The organism is Caballeronia zhejiangensis, assembly GCF_022879815.1.
GTDB classification, from domain to species: Bacteria; Pseudomonadota; Gammaproteobacteria; order Burkholderiales; family Burkholderiaceae; genus Caballeronia; species Caballeronia zhejiangensis.
Genome location: NZ_CP084283.1, coordinates 1,556,057 through 1,580,110, shown reverse-complemented (window position 1 = coordinate 1,580,110; position 24,054 = coordinate 1,556,057). Strand labels below are relative to the sequence as shown.

20 protein-coding genes are annotated in these 24,054 nt (G+C 63.7%); 7 read left to right on the top strand and 13 right to left on the bottom strand.

Annotated elements, in window-relative coordinates:
* The first annotated feature begins 14 nt into the window (after positions 1-14).
* The gene (locus tag LDZ23_RS07605) at positions 15-491 is read left to right on the top strand and encodes a VOC family protein (protein ID WP_008349443.1); all 477 of its coding nucleotides are present in this window, start codon (positions 15-17) and stop codon (positions 489-491) included.
* A 1-nt stretch (position 492) separates the two neighbouring features.
* Here the strand turns inward: LDZ23_RS07605 and LDZ23_RS07600 are convergent, their stop codons facing one another.
* Both LDZ23_RS07600 and LDZ23_RS07595 read right to left on the bottom strand, forming a co-directional pair.
* Entirely contained in the window at positions 493-1,308 is an 816-nt protein-coding gene (locus LDZ23_RS07600) for an ABC transporter permease (protein ID WP_034473421.1), read from the bottom strand.
* Entirely contained in the window at positions 1,305-1,994 is a 690-nt protein-coding gene (locus tag LDZ23_RS07595) for an ABC transporter ATP-binding protein (protein ID WP_034473423.1), read from the bottom strand. Before LDZ23_RS07595 ends, LDZ23_RS07600 begins: the two co-directional genes overlap by 4 nt.
* A gap of 124 nt (positions 1,995-2,118) precedes the next feature.
* Here LDZ23_RS07595 and LDZ23_RS07590 point away from each other — a divergent pair, with 124 nt between their 5' ends.
* On the top strand, positions 2,119-4,500 hold the full coding sequence (locus LDZ23_RS07590; protein WP_034473425.1) for an AsmA family protein: 2,382 nt from the start codon (positions 2,119-2,121) through the stop codon (positions 4,498-4,500).
* Positions 4,501-4,515: 15 nt separating this feature from the next.
* Here LDZ23_RS07590 and LDZ23_RS07585 read toward each other — a convergent pair whose 3' ends face one another.
* The 7 genes from LDZ23_RS07585 to LDZ23_RS07555 form a co-directional block, all read right to left on the bottom strand.
* Positions 4,516-6,603, bottom strand: a complete 2,088-nt coding sequence (locus LDZ23_RS07585) for a TonB-dependent receptor family protein (RefSeq protein WP_034473468.1) — start codon at positions 6,601-6,603, stop codon at positions 4,516-4,518.
* A gap of 160 nt (positions 6,604-6,763) precedes the next feature.
* Positions 6,764-7,156, bottom strand: a complete 393-nt coding sequence (locus tag LDZ23_RS07580) for a DUF2946 domain-containing protein (RefSeq protein WP_033537158.1) — start codon at positions 7,154-7,156, stop codon at positions 6,764-6,766.
* Between the two features lie 503 nt (positions 7,157-7,659).
* Positions 7,660-7,902, bottom strand: coding sequence for a DUF2795 domain-containing protein (locus tag LDZ23_RS07575; protein ID WP_034473428.1), 243 nt, complete (start codon positions 7,900-7,902; stop codon positions 7,660-7,662).
* A gap of 39 nt (positions 7,903-7,941) precedes the next feature.
* The gene (locus tag LDZ23_RS07570; protein ID WP_034473429.1) at positions 7,942-8,208 is read right to left on the bottom strand and encodes a hypothetical protein; all 267 of its coding nucleotides are present in this window, start codon (positions 8,206-8,208) and stop codon (positions 7,942-7,944) included.
* Between the two features lie 228 nt (positions 8,209-8,436).
* Positions 8,437-10,173, bottom strand: coding sequence for a ClcB-like voltage-gated chloride channel protein (locus LDZ23_RS07565; protein ID WP_034473430.1), 1,737 nt, complete (start codon positions 10,171-10,173; stop codon positions 8,437-8,439).
* 154 nt (positions 10,174-10,327) lie between these two features.
* On the bottom strand, positions 10,328-11,131 hold the full coding sequence (locus tag LDZ23_RS07560) for an aldo/keto reductase (RefSeq protein WP_008349461.1): 804 nt from the start codon (positions 11,129-11,131) through the stop codon (positions 10,328-10,330).
* Positions 11,132-11,157: 26 nt separating this feature from the next.
* Positions 11,158-11,892 carry a glutathione S-transferase gene (locus LDZ23_RS07555; RefSeq protein WP_034473470.1) on the bottom strand — a complete coding sequence of 245 codons (735 nt, stop codon included), beginning with the start codon at positions 11,890-11,892 and terminating at the stop codon, positions 11,158-11,160.
* A gap of 191 nt (positions 11,893-12,083) precedes the next feature.
* Here LDZ23_RS07555 and LDZ23_RS07550 point away from each other — a divergent pair, with 191 nt between their 5' ends.
* A complete protein-coding gene (locus tag LDZ23_RS07550; protein ID WP_244807385.1) occupies positions 12,084-13,325 on the top strand; it encodes a cystathionine gamma-synthase family protein in 1,242 nt (413 codons plus the stop codon).
* 21 nt (positions 13,326-13,346) lie between these two features.
* Here the strand turns inward: LDZ23_RS07550 and LDZ23_RS07545 are convergent, their stop codons facing one another.
* The 4 genes from LDZ23_RS07545 to LDZ23_RS07530 all read right to left on the bottom strand — a co-directional run bounded on the left by LDZ23_RS07545 (position 13,347) and on the right by LDZ23_RS07530 (position 19,124).
* Entirely contained in the window at positions 13,347-14,285 is a 939-nt protein-coding gene (locus LDZ23_RS07545; protein ID WP_034473434.1) for a dimethyl sulfoxide reductase anchor subunit family protein, read from the bottom strand.
* Between the two features lie 19 nt (positions 14,286-14,304).
* On the bottom strand, positions 14,305-15,036 hold the full coding sequence (locus LDZ23_RS07540) for a 4Fe-4S dicluster domain-containing protein (RefSeq protein WP_008349470.1): 732 nt from the start codon (positions 15,034-15,036) through the stop codon (positions 14,305-14,307).
* 11 nt (positions 15,037-15,047) lie between these two features.
* Positions 15,048-17,978 (bottom strand): molybdopterin oxidoreductase family protein, encoded by a 2,931-nt coding sequence (locus tag LDZ23_RS07535; RefSeq protein ID WP_244807384.1) that lies wholly within the window; start codon positions 17,976-17,978, stop codon positions 15,048-15,050.
* 75 nt (positions 17,979-18,053) lie between these two features.
* Positions 18,054-19,124 carry a YeiH family protein gene (locus LDZ23_RS07530; protein ID WP_034473438.1) on the bottom strand — a complete coding sequence of 357 codons (1,071 nt, stop codon included), beginning with the start codon at positions 19,122-19,124 and terminating at the stop codon, positions 18,054-18,056.
* 114 nt (positions 19,125-19,238) lie between these two features.
* Between LDZ23_RS07530 and LDZ23_RS07525 the strand changes: the two genes are divergently transcribed.
* The 4 genes from LDZ23_RS07525 (at position 19,239) to LDZ23_RS07510 (ending at position 23,466) form a co-directional block, all read left to right on the top strand.
* A complete protein-coding gene (locus tag LDZ23_RS07525) occupies positions 19,239-20,129 on the top strand; it encodes a LysR family transcriptional regulator (RefSeq protein WP_008349476.1) in 891 nt (296 codons plus the stop codon).
* A gap of 141 nt (positions 20,130-20,270) precedes the next feature.
* Entirely contained in the window at positions 20,271-21,080 is an 810-nt protein-coding gene (locus tag LDZ23_RS07520; RefSeq protein WP_051996656.1) for a sugar phosphate isomerase/epimerase family protein, read from the top strand.
* A 56-nt stretch (positions 21,081-21,136) separates the two neighbouring features.
* Positions 21,137-22,138, top strand: coding sequence for a sugar kinase (locus tag LDZ23_RS07515; RefSeq protein WP_034473439.1), 1,002 nt, complete (start codon positions 21,137-21,139; stop codon positions 22,136-22,138).
* Positions 22,139-22,182: 44 nt separating this feature from the next.
* Entirely contained in the window at positions 22,183-23,466 is a 1,284-nt protein-coding gene (locus LDZ23_RS07510; protein WP_008349482.1) for an MFS transporter, read from the top strand.
* Positions 23,467-24,054: the final 588 nt, after the last annotated feature.

The window sequence follows — 24,054 nt, the reverse complement described above, 5'->3', positions numbered from 1 at the left end:
ACGGAGCAACGCACATGCACAAGATTTCGCCCTGTCTGTGGTTCCAAGGCGGCAACGCCGAAGAGGCCGCGAACTTTTATGTCAGCACGTTCAGGAACGCGCGCATCAAGGACATCATGCGCAGCACCGAGTCGGGCCCGAAGCCGGTCGGCAGCGTCATCGCCGTGATGTTCGAGCTCGAAGGCGAAGACTTCCTCGCGCTGAACGGCAATCCGGAGTTCGCGTTCACGCCGGCCGTTTCTATGTTCATCAAGTGCGAGTCGCAGGAAGAAGTCGACCATTACTGGGACAAGCTGATGGACGGCGGCCGTTCGCTGGCCTGCGGCTGGCTCACGGACCGCTTCGGCGTGACGTGGCAAGTTGCGCCGACGCGTCTGCTCGGCATGTTGCAGGACCCGGACCCGGTGAAAGCCGACCGCACCATGAAAGCGATGCAAGGGATGATCAAGCTCGATCTCCCGGCGCTCGAGCGGGCGTACAACGGCGAGTGAGCTACGCGGCGCGTTTGCGGGCTTTTCGTTCGACGAGCTTCGACGCCATGAACCGATGGTCCCGCGAAAACAGCCTCCGATACGTCAGCACGACGGCCCCGACCACGCCGAGCGCCGAGCCCGCCGCAATCAGAAACATGATGACGATCTGATACCGCACCGCCTGCAATGGCGACTGCCCGGCGAGCACCTGGCCGGTCATCATGCCGGGAAGGCTGACGAGACCGACCACGGCCATCTGATTCAACGTCGGAATCATGCCCGCGCGCACGGCCTGGCGCGCGGGTCTCTGCGCCGCTTCCCAGCGCGAGGCGCCGAGTGCGAGCGACATCTCGACCGCCGCGCGTCCCGAAGTCAGTTCTTCCGTCATGCGCTCGATGCCGAGCGACACGCCCGTCAGGCAATTGCCGAGGATCATCCCGAGGATCGGAATCGCGTATTGCGGCTCATACCACGGATGAATTCGGATCACGACGAACAGCCCGAACGCGCCGATCAGCCACGAACTGCCCCAAATCGACAGGATGCTGTCCGCGCGCTGTCCGCGATAAGTGCGCCGTCCGCGATCGGAGGCGGCGAATCCGGCGATGACCGTCATCAGCGCCATCAGCGGCAGCACGACATACCAGCGATTGAACGCGAACACCCAGCCGAGCACGTACCCGATCAGCAGCAATTGCACGACGGTGCGGATCGCGGCGACGAAGAGCTTGCGTTCGAGACCGAGGTCGAGCGCAACCGACAGCGCGCCATTGACGACAATCAGCGCCGCCGCCAGGCCGATATCGAAGAGACTGAGGTTCTGATAGCCGCTCATCGCTTGTCCTCGCCGAGTACGCCTGCGTTCATCGTCAGATGACGCGTGGCGACGCGCCGCGCCTGATCCGGATCGTGCGATACCCAGATGCACGCGCGCGCTTCATCGGCGTCGAACCACGCGGCCACGAGCGCTTCGATCGAGCGTGCCGACGCCGGATCGAGCGATGCGGTCGGTTCGTCGAGCAGCAGCACGTCGGGCGCGAGTTGCAGCACGCGCACGAGCGCGGCGATCTGCGCCTCGCCGCCGGACAGATCGCTTGCGAACTTGTCGAGGAAGTCCGCGCTGCGTCCGGCCGCCTGCGCGAGCCGCATCGCGATATCGCGATCGAAATGCGCGTCGCGATAAGCCTTCAGCGAAAACGGATAGCGCAGATTGTCTTCGACGGTGCCGTCGAGCATCGCGGGCCGTTGCGCGATATACGCGACGCGCCGCCTGTAAGCCGGAATCTGCGCACGCGCGATGCGCTCGCCGCGCCACGTAACGAAACCGGCATCGCACGCATCGAGCAGCGCGAGCGTGCGCAGAAACACGCTCTTGCCCGAGCCCGACGGTCCGGTGATCGCGGCGCGCTGGCTTTTGTCGAGTGCGAAATCCGTGGCATGCAGCAGCACCGTGCCGCGCGCGACGTCCCGGCGCATCACGCCATGCGTGGCGACGAGTTCGGTCGATGTCGCGTCCTGCATCGTGGGTGTGTGTGTCGTTCTCTGGATGAGCATCTTACGGACATTCGGCATTCAGCGGACGCATAAGCCGCGGGCACACGATGTGCTGCCGCAATCATAATCAGCAAAAAAGGATGGAGCCGTCATGGCGCAGGCCCGAACGACCGGAAAAAAAATCGGAAGGATCGTCGCATGGATTTTTGCCGTTCTGGCGGTTCTGATCGCAATACTGGTGGTCATTTTTCTGACGTTCGACTGGAACCGGCTGCGGCCCTGGGTGGACGACAAGGTATCGGAAGCAATCGGCCGCCGCTTCGAAATCACCGGCGATCTGAAAGTCGGCTGGCAGCGTCCGCCAAACGAGACGGGCTGGAAACGCTGGGTGCCGTGGCCGCGCTTCTCCGCTGAAAAAATCACGATCGCGAATCCGGACTGGGCGCGCCAGCAGCACTTCGCCACGCTCGATGAAATCGACTTCCAGGTCGAAGTGCTGCCGCTGCTCGCGCACGACATCGTGATTCCGACGATCAATCTCGTGAATCCGTCGATCGATGTCGAGCGGCTCAAGGACAATCGCAATAACTGGACGTTCAAGTTCAAGCAATCGACCGAGCCGTCGACCTGGAATCTCAAGCTCGGCGATATTTCACTCGCGAAGGGCACCGTCGATATCCACGATGAAGTCACGAAGGCCGAGATGCAGGTCGTCATCGATACGCTCGGCCAGGCCGTGCCGATCGGCGAGGTGATGAAGCAGCAGGAAGCGGCGTCGGCGAAGTCGTCGGCGGAAATGGTCGGCAAGAGCGGCGCGGCGAAGCTCAACAAACAAGCGGATGCGGCCGCGGCCTCGGAAGCGTCGGCGGCGTCGGCTGCATCGGCGGCGGCTGCGGCGAACGCATCGGCGCCGAATCCGGCGAGCACGTCGGCCAATACCAGCATCACGACCAAGGAAGGCCCGAAACCGCCGATTCCGCCGTACGCATTCGGCTGGACCGTGAAGGGCACGTACAACAACGGCAAGGTTTCGGGCGAAGGCAAGCTCGGCGGCGTGCTCGCCGTGCAGGACGCGAAGCGCCCGTTCCCGGTTCAGGCCGACGTGCGCCTCGGCGACACGCATATCGCGTTCGTCGGCACCGTGACCGATCCGGCGCATCTGGCCGCGCTCGATCTGCGCCTGTGGGTTCAGGCGGTGAGCATGGCGCATCTGTATCCGTTCACGGGCGTGACCTTGCCCGAAACGCCGCCGTTCGCGACCGAAGGGCGTCTGACCGGCCAGTTCCGCGAGGACGGCAACGTGTTCCATTACGAGAACTTCACCGGGCGCGTCGGCGGCAGCGATATCAACGGTTCGCTCGTCTATGCGGGCAAGAAGCCGCGTCCGCTCCTGAAGGGCGAGCTCGTGTCGCATCTGCTGCAGTTCAAGGATCTCGCGCCGATCATCGGTGCCGATTCGAACGCGAGCAAGGCGAAGCGCGGCGAGACGGAGAAGCAGCCGTCGTCGAAGGCGCTGCCGACCGAAGAGTTCAAGACCGATCGCTGGAAGGCCATTGATGCCGACGTCAAGTTCACCGGCCAGCGCATCATCAAGGATCCTGATCTGCCGATCACCGATCTGTACACGCACGTCATCATGAACGACGGCGTGCTGTCGTTCGAGCCGCTCAAGTTCGGCGTGGCGGGCGGCTCGCTCGCATCGAACATTCATCTCGACGGCAGCGCCGCGCCGCTCAAGGGCCGCGTGTCCGCGCAGGCGCGGCATCTGAAGCTCAAGCAGTTGTTCCCGACCGTGAAGACGATGCAATCCGCGCTCGGCGAGGTCAACGGCGACGCCGCGCTTTCCGCGACCGGCAATTCGCCCGCGGCGCTCGCGGCGACATCGAACGGCGAGGTGAAGGCGCTCATCACGGAAGGCACCGTGAGCCGTCTGTATATGGAGGCGGCGGGGCTGAACGTGGCGAACGTGGTCTACGAGAAGCTCTTCGGCAAGCGCGACGTGAACATCAACTGCGCGGCGGCGGATTTCGTCGTGACCGACGGCGTGCTCGATTCGCGCGTGTTCGCGCTCGATACCGACGATGCCGTCATCAATGTCGACGGCACGATCAATCTGAAGACCGAGGACATGGATCTCGGCATCCATCCGCACACGAAGGGCCTGCGCATTTTCTCCCTGCGCTCGCCGCTGTACGTGAAGGGCACGTTCAAGGATCCGCACGTCGGCGTGAGTCCGGTGCTCGCGCTGCGCGGCGCGGCCGCCGTGGGTCTCGGTCTCATCAATCCGTTCGCGGCGCTGATTCCGCTCATCGCGCCGAGCAACAACAAGCCGCTGCCTTGCCAGCAGATGCTCGCCGATATCGGCAAAGCGCCGACCGCGCCGCCCGCAGGGCAGAAGCAGAAGGCGAAGGCGGCGCCGGCGTACATGTCGTCGGATGCGGCGGCGACCGGCGTGGCCAAGTCCAAGGACAAGGACGCGAAGAAGCCGGCGGCGCCGGCGCCCGCCAGCGCCGCGCAGTATCGCGGCAGCTAAGTCGCCGCCGCGCGCTCAGAACGCGTAGCGCACGCCCGCGAAGATGCTGCGGCCTTCGCCCGGATAGAAGATCGCGGTCGACGACGCGGTGCGCGCATCCGCGATCGTGCTGATGTCGCTCACGTAGCGCTTGTTGGTCAGATTGCGCGCGTCGAGAAACACCGAGAGGCCGTTGCGAAAATCCATCCCCGCCTGCACGCCGATGAGCGTATAGCCCGGCACGCGCAACGTGTTGGCGTCGTCGGCCCACGCGCCCGCCGGCACCCAGTCGACGGATGCGGAAATGTGAAAGCCGTTCGGCCGCGCATAGCCGAGCACGGCGCGCAACACGTTCACCGGCACGCCCGCGATGCGGTTGTTGCCGTACTGCGGATCGTCCTTGAAGCGGAAATCGCTCAGGTTCCACGAGCCCGACAGCGTGATCCTGTCGCCCGCGCCCGCGTGCGTGACGTCGCGCCACACATCGACCGATACGCCGGCTTCGATGCCCTGCAGCACCGTCTTGTTCGCATTGAACGTCGATGCCGGTATGTCGGGATTCGTCGTGTACTGAAGCAACTGGTCGCGCACGAGCGAGCGATACGCGGTGACGTCCCAGCTCACGCGATCGCGCGTGCCGCGCGTGCCGAGCTCGAGCGTCCACGCATGCTGCGACGTGAGCGGCGTGAATTGCGTCGTGCTCGAAAAGGTCTGCGTGAGATCGCCGAAATCCGGCACGTCCTGGCTGCGCGTAATGTCCACATACGCCTGGATGTCGCGATTCGGCTGCCACATCAACCCGAGCTTCGGATTCACGCCGCTGAATGTCTCGCTAGCCGACTTGTAGTTCGGATCGGCCGCGAGCCCGCCGTGATCGACATACTTGCGCACGTCGCGCAACGCCTTGAAGCCGGCCATCAGCGCGACGGTCGGCAGGAAGAACAGACGGTCTTCGAAGTACGCCTCGTAGTTGTAGGCGCTTTGCGTCGAATCGAGCGTTTGCGCGCCTTCGTTGCCCGACACGTTCACGTACTGCCGCGCCTGCGTGTTGCCGCCGAAGAAACGCGCGCCCGCGATGACATCGTTGCGCATCCCGCTCACGTTGAACGTCGCGGTATAGCGCGGCGCGATGCCGTAGGTCCAGCCGTCCTGATCGATGACCTGGAAGATCGGGTGATACAGACTCTTGTGGATTGCCCATGTGACGATATCGAGCTGCCCGACATCGAGCTTGACGGTCGTCTTGTTGGCGATGCGCTCGGTGCGCGTATCGCGCGCCTGATCGCCCGCCAGCGCGCTCGCGGATGCCTTCGTCGGATTGTCGAGCGCGTCGGAAAGCGAGAGCGTGCCGGGAAGCTGCTGATCGACGACATACGCGCCGAGATAGAAGCGCGTCTCCACATCCGGCGAGAATCGATAGCCGATATTCGCGTTGAACTGCTCGTACTGGCCGCGCTCGTGATCGCGATAACCGTCCGCATGATTCACCGAGAAAGTGCCGATGAAATCCAGCGGACCCATCACGCGCGAAAACTGCGCGCTGCCCCGGATCGTGCCGAAGCTGCCGCCTTCGAGCCGCACGATGTTCGGCGCATCGGCGGTGTAGGCGGAAGGCGTGACGAAATCGATCGCGCCGCCCATCATCGACGAGCCGTACGCGAGGCCGTTGCCGCCCTTGTAGACATCGACGGATTGCAGCGCGAGCGGGTCGATCTGATAGTAGTCGCCGCTGCCATCGGCGAGATTGGTCGGGATGCCGTCCTGCAGTATCTCCAGCCCGCGCGTGTGATAGCCGCGCGCGAGGCCCGAGCCGCGAATCGAGAGGCGCAACTCCTGGCCGTAGCGGTTCTGCACGAAAACGCCGGGCACGTTCTTGAGGACGTCGCGCAACGTGAAGGCGTAGGTGTTCTGGTAATCGGCGCTATCGACGAAGCCGACCGAGCCGACCGTCGCGTCGAGCGTGCGCTTCTGATCGGCGACGTTTTGCGATGTCAGCGAATGTTGCGCCTGTCCTTGAACGATGACGGCGGGAAGCGTCGCGGGTTCGGCCTGCGCGAATGCGCGGGTCGCGGCGAGCGCGGTGAGCCCCGTCATGAGGGCGCGTTGTCGGGCGAGTCGCTTCATGGCAGCGTCCTCGCTTCTGCGTGTGCGGACGGCACGACGCCGCCCCTTGCTGAAAGTGAGCATGGTTCTTCTTCGAATTCGTGATGAATGAGCGCGGCGCGACGCGATGGACGCGCGGCGCCGTTCGATGCCGCGAAAGGCATCGATCCGTTAGGACGAATCAGACGAGAACCGGAGGGGCGCGAGGCTGCGCAGTGGTGAAAGGAGGCGCGGGACGCTCGATGTGAATCCGCGCGACCGCGACGCTGCGGCGCGCAGGAACGTCGAGCGCTGCGGGGGCCCGTGCATCGGAGATGGCGGGCGCGTGCGCGAAGAAGTGACAGTAGCCGCAAGCCTGGTCGTCGAGATGCGCGAGCGTGTCTGTCGAATGCGTCGAATGATGACCGCCCGAACGCTCGACTGTCGACGCATGCGCCGAACAGAGCTCGGCGGTGAGTTCGTCGGCATGCGCGCTGGCGGCGATCAGTTGCGAGACCATCGGCGCGAACGTGATCAGCAGCATTGCGAGCAATGCCAGCAGTGAACCCGTTCGTTGATGGAAGCGACTGCGCATGAGGACGAAGATTTGCAAATCCCGAGTGGCGGGATTATGCCACCCGCTTACTTTGTATTACAAAGCAAAGCGGACATAAATTTTCCCCATCAGCGCGCGGACATGTTGTCCCCATCAATTGGGGAGCACCCTGTTGAAAACGCGCCTAAAAGTCTGCTAAATGACTGATGCCGAAGGAAAAGTCATGCGCGCTTCAGGTTGCATCAATGCGAATCGGGCTTTGCATAACTTATCCCCAGCGCACGGGGAAAGGGCTGTGGAAAACCGCTTGGCGACTCATCTAGTTTCTTGATTTCGCGCTGAAATCCCCGCGCGACGCGCATCGCGCCACTTTTTCGCTCGCGCGCGCGACATCGATGCGATGCCCGACTTATCCACAATTTCTGTGGACAGTAGTGTTGAAAAGCCTCGCGTAGACGCGTTAAGTCTTTGATGAATAAAGATTTGTACGACCTGATCGAAGACGGGCGAGCGCGTGCATCGCGATCGTGCCGCGCGCAGGTTCAGATCGAGATTCCGGGACCGCCGTTGCTGCCCAGCAGTTGTTCGACCGAATTCGCGTCCGTGTAGTCCTGCTCGGGCAGGCCGTCGAACACGGTGATGACGTCGTTGGATACGCCAGCCTCGCGCGCCGCATCGACGATCGCGTCCTTGTTGGCGGGGTACTTCACGAGACGTAATACCTGGGCGATCTCGTTGTCGATCGGCTCGTCGTTCAAGGCGTGTTTTGCGTGCGTGTCGGTCATTCCGAGGTCCGGTGTCGAGTCAGTGAATGAGGAGGCGCGTCAGGTCTGGACCTGAATCGTCTGGCTCGCCATGCCGTGACTCGGCGTGCGCGATTTCGGCAGCGGCACATGACGCCAGCGCGCGTGATTGAGATCCTGCGCCGCGACTTCGGGCGCGGGCGGCGATACGGGCGCGGCGTTCACGCGCAGCGCGGCGCGCGTCGCGGCAATGGCGGCGGTGGATTCGTCGGTCGAACTCGTGTGCAGCGGCGCGGCATAGCACGAGACGGAAACCAGAGCCATCGACAACAACGTTGAGGTCTTCATCGGGCAACCCCTCCTCACGTAGGCAGCAGAAAAGACCAAGCAAAGCCTATGCCGATGGATATTTCCGCCACCCGCCGTGCGCTCGGACCATGACAGCGCCGCGCACACGGGCGCGACGAGTGGGCGTCGCGCAGACATACTTCGAGTGAATTGTGAAGTCGATCCGACCCGCGCGAAACGCGCGCACGCGAAGCGTGACGCGCCGCGAAATTGCACGGCTGCGCAGTTTCAGCGCGACGTCGGGTTCAGACGGAAGTATGCGTCCAGAAGTGAGGTTTTGTACACGACGCCGAGCAGCAACGGCTGCGTCTTTTTTTCGATGACCGGCAGGCGTTCGCCCTGGAACGCGAGGAAGTGCTGCAGTGCTTCGCCGAGCGACATGTCGGGCGTGAGCACGTCGAATTCCGGCTGAAGATAATCCGCGGCGGTTTTGGATGCGCAGGTCTTGTCGTCGAGCAGATCCGACGTGATGTTCTTCAGCGCCACCACGCCCTGAAAGCGCCCGGCGTCATCGACGACGTACAGATACTTCACCGGATATTCGAGGAACACGCGCGTCATGTCCTTGATGTTCGCGGACAGCGGCACGACGGTATCGGCGGGCTTGACGAGCTCGCGCATCTGCGTCGCGGCGAGACGCAGGCGCTCTTTCTCTTCACGCGTGCGCCGCAGCGTGACTTCGTACATCGACGTCTGCTCGGACGTGCGCGCGATGAAGTACGCGATCACGCACGAAACCATTAGCGGCAGCATGACCTGATACGACAGCGTCATCTCGAAGATCATCAGGATGGCCATGAGCGGCGCGTGCGTGGCCGCGGCGAGAAACGCGCCCATGCCGACCATCGCGTAGGCGAAGGGCGCGGACGTGGAGTTCGGCCAGATCGAATGCACGCCGATGCCGTAAAGACAGCCGAGCACCGCGCCGACGAAGAGCGTCGGCGTGAAGATGCCGCCGACCGCGCCCGAACCGGCGGTGGCCGCCGTCGCGATGATCTTGAAGACGAGCACGGTGAGCAGCGCGGTCCAGGTCCACGGTTCGTGCAGCAGCGAGTTCACGACTTCGTAACCGTTGCCCCAGACTTCGGGCCACCAGATCGATATCACGCCGACGATCAGCCCGCCCAGCGCGAGGCGCACGGGCAAGGGCAGGGGCAAGGTCGAGAAGCGTTTTTTCGATTCGGCGAGCAGCCGCAGGAAGTGCGGCGCGAGCGTGCCGCAGAGCAGTCCGAGCACGACGAAGAGCAGCACTTCGATGCCGGTGACGGTCGGGAACACCGGCATCTCGTACGGCGGCCTGTAGCCGGCGAACTCGCGCATCGTGATGTTGGCGACGACCGACGAGACGACGATCGGGCCGAAGCTTTCCATCGCCATCGAGCCGAGCACGAGTTCGGTGACGAAGAACGCGCCGGCGATAGGCGCGTTGTACGCCGACGTGATTCCGGCCGCCGCGCCGCACGCGACGAGCAGACGCAGGCGCGGCGGATCGAAGTGCACCCAGCGCCCGATCAGCGACGACACCAGGGCGGCGAGTTGCACCATCGACCCTTCGCGACCGATCGAGCCGCCGCTCGAAATCGTGATGAGCGACGACAAACTGCGCCATACGCTTTGCCAGACGGGCACGACGCCATCGCCGATGGTGACGGCTTCCATGTAGTCCGTGCTCGCATTCTTGCTCGCGCGCTTGCGGGCGATCAGCAGGCAGACGCCCGCGATGAGACCGCCCACGGCGGGCAACAGCACGCGCACGGGCCAGGGCAGGCTTTGCGCGAGCGCGACGAGACCTTCCGAATGATTGCCGAGGAGCCGCTGAAGGATCTCAATGCCTTCGCGAAAGACGGAGGTGGCGAAAGCACCGGCCACGCCGACGACCACCGCCCAGACGAGCATCGTATGCGAGTCCGACAGACGGAAAAGCCGTTGGGCGCGTGTACGGAGCTTGAGCAGAAAGGAGAGCACTTTTGCGAAATCGTGGAATGCTTAGAAGCAAATGGAATAAGGGACTCGCAAGGATAGCATTGCAGGGCGGCGCTGCGGACGTCGAAACGCGTTCGTCAGGGTCGAAAAAAAGCCCGGCACACGCCTGGCCGGGCTTCGTCGGAGCAATCGCGCGTCACCACTTCGGCGCGAACGGCGGATTCGCATTGCGCTTGCCTTCGTCGAGCGCATCGATTTTCGCGATGTCGTCGGCGTCGAGCTTCAGTTTCTGCGCGTCCCAGTTGGCTTTCTGATGCTCCGGATTCGTCGATGCCGACAGCACCACGATATCGCGCGAAAGCAGCCACGCGAACGTCACCTGCGCGGGCGTCGCGCCATGCTTCCCGGCGATCGCCTTGAGCGTCGCGTCCGTATGCGCGCGCCCTTCGCCGAGCGGCATGTACGCGGTCACTTTCACGCCGAGCTTTTGCGTCGCATCGACGAGCGCGCGGTTCGCGAGAAACGGGCTCACTTCAATCTGGTTGGTGACGATCGCGTCGCCGCCCGGCGCCTTCAGCGCTTCTTCGAGCAACGGCGCGGTGAAATTCGACACGCCGTAATGGCGAATCAGCCCGAGCTTCTGCGCTTCCTGCATCGCCGCGAGCGTTTCGGCGATCGGCACCGCGCCGTCGGGCGACGGCCAGTGCACGAGCGCGAGATCGATCGTGCCGATGTCGAGCTTCGCGTGACTGTCCGTGAGGCTCGCGACGAGCGCGTCGTGCGAGAGCCGTTCCCACCAGACTTTCGTCGTTACCCAGATAGCGTCGCGCGCCACGCCCGATTCGCGCACGCCCTGACCGACGGCCGCTTCGTTGTTGTAGTACTGCGCGGTGTCGATATGGCGATAACCAAGCTGCAATGCGCTCTTCACCGCGTTCGTGGTCTTCGCGGCATCGACGCGAAACGTGCCGAGACCGAATGAAGGAATCGTTTCTACCATGCTGGCTCCTGGTGAGTGTCGAGGTTTCAAGCGTCCTGATCGAGTTCGGGATAGTGCCTGAAAATGCCCGATTCGTTGAACGGGATGCGCCGTTCCGAATCGACGTAAGCCGCGATGTTCGGCCGTTGCAGCACCGCATCATGAATCGCGGCCACGCGCGGATACTGCGCGCCGAACTCCTTCATCGCGCGCGGAAAGGCGTAATGCAGGCCATCGACGATCTGGAAGATGGACAGATCCACGTAAGTCGCCGTATCGCCGATCATCTGCGTATCGCCGTGCGGGTTCTGCGCAAGCACGCGCTCGAAGTACTTCATGAACTTCGGCACGCGCTTGTCCAGAAAATTCTGCGTGCGGATTTTCGCCGCGTCCTTTTGATCTTCGTAATAGAGATCGGTCGCGAGCGGATGATGCGTGTCGTGCACTTCGGCGACGAAATCCGCGATCGTCAGTTGCAGGCCGTGCGCGACGTAGCGCAGGCCCTCGTCCTTCGGCGCGAGGTTCAGCTTCGGCCCGAGATAAAGAAGAATGTTCGCGACGTGCGGGACCATCAGCTCGCCGTCCCTGAGAAACGGCGGCGCAAACGGAATATGCGGCTCAGTCTTGCTGTTCAGGACTTTCATCATCGCGTCCATGCCGTAGCCGCTGTTCTTCGATTCGCGCGCGACGTCGATATATTCGGCGCCCGCATCTTCGAGCGCGAGCCGGACGAATTCGCCTCGGCCCTGCAATCCGTCCCAATAGTAGAGTTCGTAAGCCATGAGAAAGGGCTCCTCGTCGGGGCATGCCGCATCGGCGGCGAAGCGTGAGTGTGCGCGTTTTTGACGTTCGGCGGGAAACGCGCGAACGAAGAGGCGGACGAGCAACACGCGTTCCCGTCGCGCGGCGATGCCATGACTCGTCGTGAATCGTGCAAAATCGATGTTTTGCGTTTTCGAGTAGCGGAGAAGAGATGAACAAGCAAGGCTTCACCACAGGCATCGTTCACGGCGACAGAAACGCGGGCGGCGAGCACGGCGGCGTGCGCCAGCCGATCCACACATCGGTTCAGTACGGATTCGAGCGCGTGGAAGATCTGATCGGCGTCTTCCAGGGCACGAAGAAAGGCGGTTTCAACTACGCGCGTCAGGGCACGCCGACCACCGCCGCGCTCGAACGCAAGATCACGAGCCTCGAAGACGGCATCGGCTCGATCTGCTTCAGCACCGGCATGGCGGGAATCACCGCCATTTTCCTGACCTTGCTGCGCGCGGGCGATCATCTCGTATCGAGCCGCTACGTCTTCGGCAACACCAACAGCCTGTTCGGCACGCTGCGCACGCTCGGCATCGAAGTGACGATGGTCGATGCAACTTCCGCCGAGAACGTCGCGAACGCGATCAAGCCGAATACGCGCATGGTGTTCGTCGAGACCATCGCGAACCCCGGCACGCAGATTCCCGATCTCGAAGGCATCGGCGCGTTGTGCCGCGAGCGCGGCCTCGCGTATGTCGTCGACAACACGATCACGTCGCCGGCGCTGTTCCGGCCCAAGGCGGTCGGCGCGAGCCTCGTCGTCAATTCGCTGACGAAGACCATCGCGGGTCATGGCGCGGCGCTCGGCGGTGCGGTGACGGACACGGGTCGCTTCGACTGGAGCGCCTATCCGAACATCGCCGATGATTACCGCAAGTCGCCGTCCAAAGAGCAGGGCTTGCTGCAAGTCCGCAAGAAAGGGCTGCGCGACATGGGCGCGTCGCTGTCGTCGGAGCAGGCGCATTCCATCGCGATGGGCGCGGAAACGCTCGCCCTGCGCGTCGCGAAGTGCAGCGAGAACGCGCTCGCGCTCGCCCAGTATCTGGAGAAGCACGAGGCCATCGGGCGCGTGTTTTATCCGGGATTGAAGAGTCATCCGCAATACGAGATCGCTCAGGCGCTGTTCAAGGGTGCGTCGTGGCTGCTGTCGTTCGAGTTGCGCCGCGCAGACCGCATGATCGATGTCGTCAACGCGCTGCAGTTGCCGGTCAAGGCGACGGGCCTCGGCGACACGCGCACGCTCATCATTCCCGTTGCGCCGACGATCTTCTTCGAAGCCGGCCCCGAAGTGCGCAAGTCGATGGGCATTTCCGACGGCATGCTGCGGCTTTCGGCGGGCATCGAAGATATCGACGATCTGATCGCCGATTTCGAGCAAGCGCTCGAGCTCGCGGCATGACCTTGATGCGCGCCTCGCGCACTACGAGGCGCGCGCGTAGTAAATGTTCTGCGGATGGCGCGCTTCGGCGAAGAAGAACCATCGCTCGGCGACGAGCCCGAGATACTGCGTGACGCACGCGAGGCAGAAGAGCGCGACCGATTGCGCACCGATCCCGAGCAGCATCAGCACGAAGGGGACGGCGAACGCGCCGACGAGAAACGTCCACTTGATGCGCGCGATCGCCTGCGCCGAGCGTCCGTGAAAGAACTCGCGCAGATTGAACGCGCCCGCCGTGAAGCCCCGCGACTTCTGCACGACGTTCGGCCCCTTGATGCCGGTCGCGCTCTGCACGGTCGATTTCGGCCGCAGCTTCGCATTGCGCTTGAGCGCGGCGACGCGGGTCGCGCAGCCCGCGAGCGTCAACGTGCACGCACAAGCGGCGAGACCCGCCGCCAGTGACGGCGCGAGCCACGCGGCGCACGCGGTCGCCAGCGTGAATCCCGATGCGCAGCCGAGCAGCACGAAGTTGACCATCGTGAGCGGCGTCGCCCATTCCTGCAGGAAGCGCAGGCATGCGTAGATCATCGCGGTGCAGACGAAAAGCGCCGCCGACGCGATCACGCCGATCACGCCGACGGCAAGCGACCACGGCGCGCCGAGCCAGTGCGCGAAGCCGTGCAACGCGGCGCATCCGAGGAACGCGGGCAGGCACAGGCATTCGCGCGACAGCCACGACGTACGCCACATCGCGATGGCGCGCCACGCCCGCTCGGGATGCCCGAGATGGAAAAACGATGCGACGAGGCCCAGCCCGCCGAGCACGACCGACAACGCCGCGCCGAGGATGAAGAACAGTTGCGAAGGCGCGTCGATCAGACCGAGCTTCGCGCCCGCTTCGACACCGACGAGCGCAATCAGCAAGCCTTGCGCGGCGCCGCTCAATGTCGTGAGAAACACGACGGAAAACGCGGGTTTCATGTTCGAGCTCCGATGAAAGTCAGACGCGCACGGCCATCGACGCGAGATTGAGTTCGCCGTGCGCTCCGGGTGCGTCCGGCGCTTCGGCGCCTTGAGACTGACAGCCGCACGAGCCGCCGCCGCTGCTGCACGCATTCACGGGACGACGCGGCAAATAATGATTCGCGGGCTTCGTGTCCCATTCGGGCATCAACTGATAGCCGCCGCGCTCCTCGATCGCCTTCGACACGACCGACTCGGGATCGTGGATATCGCCGAAGAGCCGCGCCGACGTCGGACACGCGAGCACGCACGCCGGCTTGCGATCGCGTTCGGGCAGCGCCTCGTTGTAGATGCGATCGGCGCACAGCGTGCACTTCGTCATCTCCTTGCGCGCTTCGTCGAGCTCGCGCGCGCCGTACGGACACGCCCACGCGCAGTACTTGCAGCCGATGCACTTGTCGAAGTCCACGAGCACGAGTCCGTCTTCCTTGCGCTTGTAGCTCGCGCCGGTCGGACAGACGGGCACGCACGGCGGATCCTCGCAGTGCAGGCACGACTTCGGAAAGTGGATCGTATCGGCGAGCGGAAATTCGCCGGCTTCATACGTCTGCACGCGGTTGAAGAAGGTGCCGGACGGATCGGCGTCGTACGGGCGCTGATCCGCGAGACTGCCAGCTTCGCCGGACGTGTTCCATTCCTTGCAGCTCGTCACGCAGGCGTGGCAGCCGACGCAGACGTTCAGATCGATCACCAGGGCCATTTGAGTCATGCCGGTCTCCTTCAGTTTTTTACGTCGCGCTTGATGGCGTTGCGCAAGCGCGCCGCGAACTCGCCGCGTCCGGCGAAGTACGTCTGCACGACGCGTTGAACCGATCCCGTCATGCCGGGCGATGGACGCATCGGCGCGAATTGCGGCAGCGTGTGGTCGGCATCGCTTTCGGCGGGATAGACGCGCACGCGCACGTCGTACCACGCGGCTTGTCCGGTGATCGGATCGGAGTTCGAAAAGCGCAGGCCTTCGCGCGCGGACGCAGGAAGCTCATCCGTGATGAGGTGATTGAGCAAAAAGCCCCGCTGCGATTCGTTCGCGTCGGGACCGAGGCTCCACGCGCCCGATGCCTTGCCGATCGCGTTCCACGTCCACACCGTTCCGGGCTCGACGGCTTCGCTATAGCGCGCCATGCAGCGCACCTTGCCCCATTGCGATTCGACGTAAATCCAGCCGCCGTCCTCGATGCCGTTCGCCTTCGCCATGCGCGGATTCATGTACAACAGGTTCTCGCCGTGAATCTGCCGCAGCCACGCGTTCTGCGAGTCCCACGAGTGATACATCGCCATCGGGCGCTGCGTGACGGCCGCGAGCGGATACTGCGCGAGATCGGTCGTATCGAGTTCCAGCGGCGCGTACCAAAAGGGCAGCGGATCGAAATATTCCTCGATGCGTGCGCGCAAGTGTTCCGGCGGCTGCCGGCCTTTCGTGCGACCCTGCGCGGCGAGGCGGAACTTCTGCATCACGTCGGAATAGAGCTGGATCAGGATCGGCTCGTTGAACTTGCGAAAACCTTTATCGACGGCGAATTGCAGGTACGGCCCGTTCTGGCCGCGCATGTATTGCAGCTCTTGGGCCAGCGTGTAGTGGTAGACGCAATCGTGCTTTGCGTACTCTTCCCATTGATTCGGATTCGGCTCGCCGACGAGCGCGTCCTTGCCGTCCTTGCCGCGCCAGCCGATCAGAAAGCCCACGCCCGACCCCGGCGCCGTCTGATGATTGACGATGAAATCCGGATAGTCGCGATACTTGCGCGTGCCTTCGGGCGTCGTGAACGCGGGCAGCTTCAGGCGGCTGCCGAGCTCGACGAGCACTTCCTGGAACGGACGGCATTCGCCGGTGCGCGGCACGACCGGCACGCGCACGGAATCGACGGGACCGTCGAACTCGGAGATCGGGCGGTCCAGCATCGACATCGCGTCGTGTCGTTCGAGGTAGGTCGTATCGGGCAGGATGAGATCGGCGAATGCGGTCATCTCCGACTGGAACGCATCGCACACGACGATGAACGGAATTTTGTATTCGCCGTTGCCGTGCTTGTCGGCGAGCATGTTGCGCACTTCCATCGTGTTCATCGACGAGTTCCATGCCATGTTGGCCATGAAGATCATCAGCGTGTCGATGGGGTACGGATCGCCGCGCCATGCGTTCGTGATGACGCTGTGCATCACGCCGTGCACCGCGAGCGGATATTCCCACGAGAACGCCTTGTCGATGCGAACCGGCGTGCCGTCGTCGTGGATGAAGAGGTCCTCCGGCGCGGCGGGCCAGCCGAGCGGCCCGCTCGCGAGCGGCGTGTTCGGCTTCACCTGATCGGGGTGATTCGGCGGTTTCGCCGATGGCGGCACCGCGCGCGGAAACGGCGACTTGTGCCGGAAACCGCCCGGACGGTCGATCGTGCCGAGCAGCGACATCAGCACGGCGAGCGCGCGGATCGACTGGAAGCCGTTCGAGTGCGCGGCGAGACCGCGCATCGCGTGAAAGGCGATCGGGTTGCCCGTCACGGTGTCGTGCTTCCTGCCCCAACAATCGGTCCATTGAATCGGCAGCGTGATCTTGTGATCGCGGCTCGTCTGGATCATTTCGGCGGCGAGGCGTTCGATCGTCGCGGCGGGAATACCGGTGATGTCCGCGGCCCATTCCGGCGTGCACGTCGCGACCTGCTCGCGCAGCAAGGCGAAGGAGGGCGCGACGCTCGTGCCGTCGTCGAGCGTGTAGCGGCCATCGAGCGCGGGCGCGGCATCGTCGGCATGATGCGCGACCGCGCGATTCGTCTTCGTGTCCCACCAAAGATGATTCTGCGGAAAGAGCGGATTCGATTCGGCCGCGCTTTCGTCCTTCACGAAAAGGCCGAACGTGTCGCTCGCTTCGTTCATATCGAGCAGTTCGGCCGCGTTCGTATAGCGCGTGACGAATTCGTGATCGTAGGCGTCGGCGGCGATCAGTTCGTGGATCAGCGCCATGAAAAGCGCGCCGTCTGTGCCGGGGCGGATCGGCACCCATTCGTCGGCGATGGCCGCGTAGCCCGTGCGGACCGGATTGATCGCGATGAAGCGTCCGCCCGCGCGCTTGAATTTCGATATCGCGATCTTGAGCGGATTCGAGTGATGATCCTCCGCCGTGCCAATCATGAAGAAGAGCTTCGCGCGGTCGAGATCCGGGCCGCCGAATTCCCAGAACGAGCCGCCGATCGTATAGATCATGCCCGCGGCCATGTTCGCCGAGCAGAAGCCGCCGTGGGCCGCGTAGTTGGGCGTGCCGAAGTTCTTCGCGAAGAGGCCGGTCAGCGCCTGCATCTGGTCGCGTCCGGTGAAGAGCGCGAATTTTTTCGGATCGGTGGCGCGCAGGTGTGCGAGACGCTTTTCGAGCGTATCGAGCGCGACCTCCCACGAGACCGGCTCGAACTGCGCTTCGCCGCGCAGTGCGCCGGGTTTTCGCATCAGCGGCTGCGTGAGGCGTGCGGGCGAATACTGCTTCATGATGCCCGACGCGCCTTTCGCGCAGATCACGCCTTGATTGAGCGGATGGTTCGGATTGCCGTCGATGTATCTGACTTCGCCGTCGCGCAGATGCACGCGGATGCCGCAACGGCACGCGCACATGTAGCACGTCGTGGTCTTGACATCGAGCTTCTCGTTCTGGGTACGAGCGCCGTGTTCCATGAGTGCTCCTTCTAAAGCGTTATCGCGCGACGGGGACGTTCGCGCGATTCGGTACTTCACTGCATCGGCGATCGATCAGCCGAAGAGGCGTTCGACGCCGAGCGTGATCGCGAGGCCGCCGCCGACCAGCCACGCATACAGGATCGCGCCGGTTGCAAGCGCACGCGGGCCGGCCTGACGGATCTGCGCGATGCGCGTCTCCATGCCGAGCGCGGTCATGGCCATCGTGAGCGCGAAGGTGTCGAGCGTGTTGATCGTGCTCGTGGCGGCATCGGGCAGAACGTGCAGCGAATTCACGACGACGAGCGCGAGAAAGCCGAGCGCGAACCAGGGCACCGCGATCTTGCCGTTGCCTTGCGCCGCGCCGTCCGCCGTGTTGCGCGAGCGGCTGATCCAGAAACCGATCACGAGCAGCACGGGCACGAGCAGCATCACGCGCGTCATCTTGACGATGGTCGCGATATGCGTCGCTTCCGGGCTGACGTTGCTCGCCGCACCGACGACCTGCGCCACTTCGTGAATCGTGCCGCCGAAAAAGAGGCCCGCGCCGAGCGTATCGAGATGCAGCCAGCCGGCGTTGAACGCGAGCGGGTAGAGGAACATCGAGAGCGTGCCGAACAGCACGACGCTGCCCACCGCCATCGCGCTCTTGTGCGGCTTCGATTGCAACGTCGATTCGAACGCGAGCACCGCGGCCGCGCCGCAAATCGCGCTGCCGGCTGCCGTGAGGAGTGCGGTATCGCGATCGAGCTTCATCAGCTTCATGCCGGCCCACGTACCGATGACGAGCGTGCTGACCACGACCAGCACCGACACCGTGAAACCCGACACGCCGACTTGCGCGATTTCCTGAAGGCTGATGCGCAGCCCGAAGAACGCGACCGCGATGCGCAGCAGCTTGCGCGCGGAAAAGTTGACGCCGGCCGCCCAGCTTTCCGGCATGCCGTGACGCAGCGCATTGCCGTAGATCGCGCCCGCGACGATGCCGACGATCAGCGGGCTGATGCCGAGCCCGGCGATAGCGGGCAGCGAAGCGAGGCGCGTGACGGCGGCGGCGAACAAGGCGACGAAGAGAATGCCGTTGAGTTGCCCGCGTCTGGATGATGCGGCCGGCGCGAACGTTTGGGCGGACTGAACCGTGGACATGGATGAACCCGTTTGATGATGATGACTCGATGGGCTAATCCTATTCTCGATATATGAATATGAAAAATCGTGATTTAGAATGGGAAGTATCGTACCACCTTATATTTGAAACAGATGACCCCGGAACAACTGATAACGTTCGCAACGGTCGCAGAGCACGGCAACATCAGCCGGGCGGCGGTGGCCTTGCATTTGTCGCAGCCCGCCGTGTCGGGGCAGTTGCGCCTGCTGCAGGAGGAATTCGGCGAGCCGCTTTATCAGCGTGATGGCCGCGGCGTGCGCCTGACCGCAGCCGGCGAGCAGTTGCTCGGCCATGCGGAACGCCTGCGCGAGACATTTCGCGCGGCGCACGCGCTGCGCGACGCATTGCGCGGGCTGGAGCGCGGCACGCTGCGCATCGGCGCGAGCACGACGCCAGCGAGTTATTTGCTGCCGTATCTGATCGCTGCGTTTCACAAGCGCTTTCCGGAAGTCGTCGTGACGACCATCGACGGCAATACCGCCGATATCGTCGCTGCGCTCGGCTCGCTCGATATTGCGCTGGTCGAAGGCGCGCCGGGACACGATCTGCCGCTCGGCACCACCGTCACACCGTGGCGCGAGGACGAAATCGTCGCGATCCTGCCGAATGGTCATCCGCTTGCCGACGGGCGCGATGCCGCCACGCTCGATCAGTTGAGCGAGCATCCGCTCGTGCTGCGCGAGCCCGGCTCGGGCGTGCGGCAGATCATCGAGCGCGCGTTCGCCGATTGCGATGCGCCCATGCGGGTCGCGCTGGAAATCGCGGGCGTCGAGGGCGTGAAGGAGGCGGTGCGCGCGGGCATGGGCATCGGCTTCGTATCGGCGATGTCGATCCGCCACGAGGACAGCGCGTTGCGTCGCGTGCGTATCGCGCCGCGACCGCTCACGCGGCGTTTTTCCATTTTGCTGCCGCACGCGGCAACGCCGTCACGCGTCGCGGCGCGTTTCCTGGAGTTATGCGAGGAACCGGGTCTCATCGGCTAGGGAATTCCACTATGGCGCGTCGATGGCGGTCTGACGCACCATTCGTTCTCAACAGGGGCGCTGCGGCGTCCTTTTCGAAAATCGTTTATGGAACCGGTTCCACCGAGGAATTTCGAGGCCAAAACCCATAGTGAGAAGCGAGTGAATCAAAAATCCCGCATCGATGAAAAGCGCGCAGAAGTCGTGATCGTAGCGAGCGCGTTCGGCGCCGATGCGATCCGTCGCGATGGCCACGCCGCGTGGGCGGCGGTCGCGGCGCGCGCGGGTGCGGATGGCTTCGAAGTGCGTCGCGAGTTGTTCGCCGATGACGCCGATTCGCAGCCCGATGCACTCGCGCAGCTCGGCGCACGGATTCGCGCGCACGGCTTGTGGGCGGTCCATTCGACGCCCGCGACGCTGTTCCGCGACGACGGCGCGCTCGATCTCGATTCGCTGCGGCTCGCCATCGACGAAGCAGCGGCGATGGACGCGCGCATCGTCAAGCTGCAACTGGGCGGCACGGAGCGTGGTGTCGCGACCGATCCGGCCACGCTCGATCGCCTGATGTCGGCGATCGCCGCGTCGAAAGCGCGCGTGGTCGTCGAAAACGGACAACTGAAGGCAGGCGGCACGATCGGCGCGTTCGATGCGCTCTTCGCCGCGCTGCCCGCGCGAAGCGGCCTCGCGATGACTTTCGACACCGGAAACTGGCACTGGGCGGAGCAGGATCCGCTCGACGCGGCGCAGCGCCTCGCGCCGCACGTCGCGTATGTGCACTGCAAGGCGGTGATGGGCGAGGGCGCGCGCCGTTTTGCCGCCGCGCCCGCGAACGGCGACGCGCGTTTCGCGACGCTGCTCGCGCAGTTGCCGGGCGATGTGCCGCGCGGCATCGAATATCCGTTCATTCCGGGCGCGGACGGTTCGCTCGACGCCGACGCGGCGCGCCAGGTCGCACGAATCGCGGCATTTTGAATGCCACTTTGAATTACGCATTTTGCATTCAGCATTCATCTGCAAAGGAACCCGACATGCAAGCCAAGCCTGAAGCCCTCGACGTCGTCACTTACGGCGAAGCGATGACGATGTTCGTCGCCGCCGTTACCGGCGATCTCGCGAAGGCCGGTCAATTCACGAAGCGCGTCGCGGGCGCGGATCTGAACGTCGCGATCGGTTTGTCGCGCCTTGGCTTCAAGGTGGGCTGGATGAGCCGCGTCGGCAACGATTCGTTCGGGCGCTATGTGCTCGACGTACTCGCATCCGAAGGCATCGACGCGCGCCGTGTGACGATCGACGAGCGTTATCCGACGGGCTTTCAGCTCAAAGGCAAGTGCGACGACGGCAGCGATCCGGCCGTCGAGTATTTCCGCAAGGGTTCGGCCGCGAGCCATTTGTCGCTCGACGACTACGCCGCCGATTACGTGCTCGGCGCGCGTCATCTGCATCTGACGGGCGTGGCGCCCGCGATCTCGGCGACCTCGCGTGAGCTTGCGTTCCACATGGCCCGCGAAATGCGGGCAGCGGGCAAGACGATCTCGTTCGATCCGAATCTGCGTCCGACGCTGTGGCCGTCGCGCGAGGCGATGGCCGAATCGCTCAATGCGCTCGCCGCGCTCGCCGACTGGGTGCTGCCGGGGGTGTCCGAAGGATTGACGCTGACGGGCTATGCGAAGCCCGAGGACATCGCCGCGTTTTATCTCGATCGGGGAGCGAAGGGCGTCGTCGTGAAGCTGGGCGCGCACGGCGCGTATTTCCGCACGGCGGACGGCGAGCAGGGCATCGTGCCGGGCGTGCCGGTCGAGAAGGTCGTCGATACGGTCGGCGCGGGCGATGGCTTCGCGGTCGGCGTCGTGAGCGCGCTGCTCGAGGGACGCGATGTGCGTCACGCGATCGCGCGCGGCAATCGCATCGGCGCGCTGGCGATTCAGGTGATCGGCGACAGCGAAGGACTGCCGACGCGCGCCGCGCTCGATCTGCTCGAAGCACAGGATTCCAACGACAAGACGGCCAAAGCCGCGTTCGATCTGGCTTGAAAGCCACCAACCGAGACTCAACCGAATTGCGTTCGGAGACAACCATGCAAAGTTCTTCCAATCCCACGCTGGCCGTGCGCCGCTGGTGGGCGATCATGCCGATCGTCTTCATCACGTACAGCCTCGCGTATCTCGACCGCGCCAACTACGGTTTCGCGGCGGCGGCGGGCATCAATCAGGATTTGGGCATCAGCAAGGGACTGTCCTCGCTGATCGGCGCGCTGTTTTTTCTCGGCTATTTCTTCTTTCAGATTCCGGGCGCGATCTATGCCGAACGGCGCAGCGTGAAGAAGCTCGTGTTCTGGAGTCTCGTGCTGTGGGGCGGCTGCGCGACGCTCACGGGCATGGTGAGCAATATCCCTTCGTTGATGGCGATCCGCTTCGTGCTCGGCGTCGTCGAGGCTGCGGTGATGCCGGCGATGCTCGTCTTCATCGCGAACTGGTTCACGAAGTCGGAGCGCTCGCGTGCGAATACGTTTCTGATTCTCGGCAATCCGGTGACGGTGCTGTGGATGTCGGTCGTATCCGGTTATCTCGTGAACTCGTTCGGCTGGCGCCACATGTTCATCGCGGAAGGTTTGCCGGCGGTGGTGTGGGCGGTGATCTGGTGGTTCATCGTGAAGGACAAGCCCGCACAGGTGAGCTGGCTCACGGATCAGGAAAAGAACGATCTCGATGCGACCTTGCGCGCCGAGCAGGCCGCGATCAAGCCGGTGAAGAACTATCGCGAGGCGTTCAAGTCGCCGGCGGTGATCAAGCTGTGTGCGCAGTATTTCTGCTGGAGCATCGGCGTGTATGGGTTCGTGCTGTGGCTGCCTTCGATTCTCAAGAGCGGATCGACGCTCGGGATGGTCGAGACGGGCTGGCTGTCGGCGGTGCCGTATCTTGCGGCGACCATCGCGATGCTGCTGGCTTCGTGGGCCTCAGACAAGCTTCAGGCACGCAAGGCTTTTGTGTGGCCGTTTCTGCTGATCGGCGCGGTGGCGTTTGCAGGTTCCTACCTTCTCGGGTCGACGAACTTCTGGGCTTCTTATGCGTTGCTCGTGATCGCAGGGGCTGCGATGTATGCGCCCTATGGGCCGTTCTTTGCGATCGTGCCGGAGTTGCTGCCGAAGAATGTCGCCGGGGGGGCGATGGCGCTCATCAATAGCATGGGGGCGTTGGGGTCGTTCGTCGGGTCGTATTTTGTGGGGTATTTGAATGGGGCTACTGGATCGCCCTCTGCCTCTTACGTTTTCATGAGCGCCGCGTTGTTGATGGCTGTTTGGCTTACGCTGGCGGTTAAGCCGCAGGCGGCGGTTCGGGCTGGGGTTGTTGTGAGGCCTTGAGGTTTTTGCTTTCGCTTTTCGCTTTTGCTTTCGGTTTCGCCGGATCCCGTTGTCGTGTCGGTCTATTGGCACTGCCCCTGTGCGGGGCGGCAGTCACTTTCTTTGCCGTCGACCAGAGTTAGCGCTTTAGCGCTTACTCTGGTCCTGTGCAAAGAAAGCAACCAAAGAAAGCAGCTCGTCACGGCCCGCGGTCACACGCACGTTGGGTAGTACTCTCGTCCTAGGTGGCACTCGCCTAAAGAGTGCCCTCAAACACCTAATCGGGCTTGGCTCGCGCGCGGTCTGACGAGCTAGTTTTCCAAGGACACTGGTTCAGCACGAAACTGCTTCGGCACAGCGCTACGCGCTGCCGCCGGGTCTGCAAGGGAAACCGACGGGCTGCCAGTGCAGTGAGACGGAGGCATTAGTAGAGAAGCACATGCATCCCCGATTGACCGGTCGGCCGCGAAGCGGGCCGGAGCTATATGGTGCTGAACCAGTTTGGTGTGTGGTGCGATGTGACAGACCGTGCGCGAGCCAAGCCCGATTAGGTGTCTGAGGGCACTCGTTAGGCAGCCCACGATGGACGAGAGGACTACCCAAATTGCG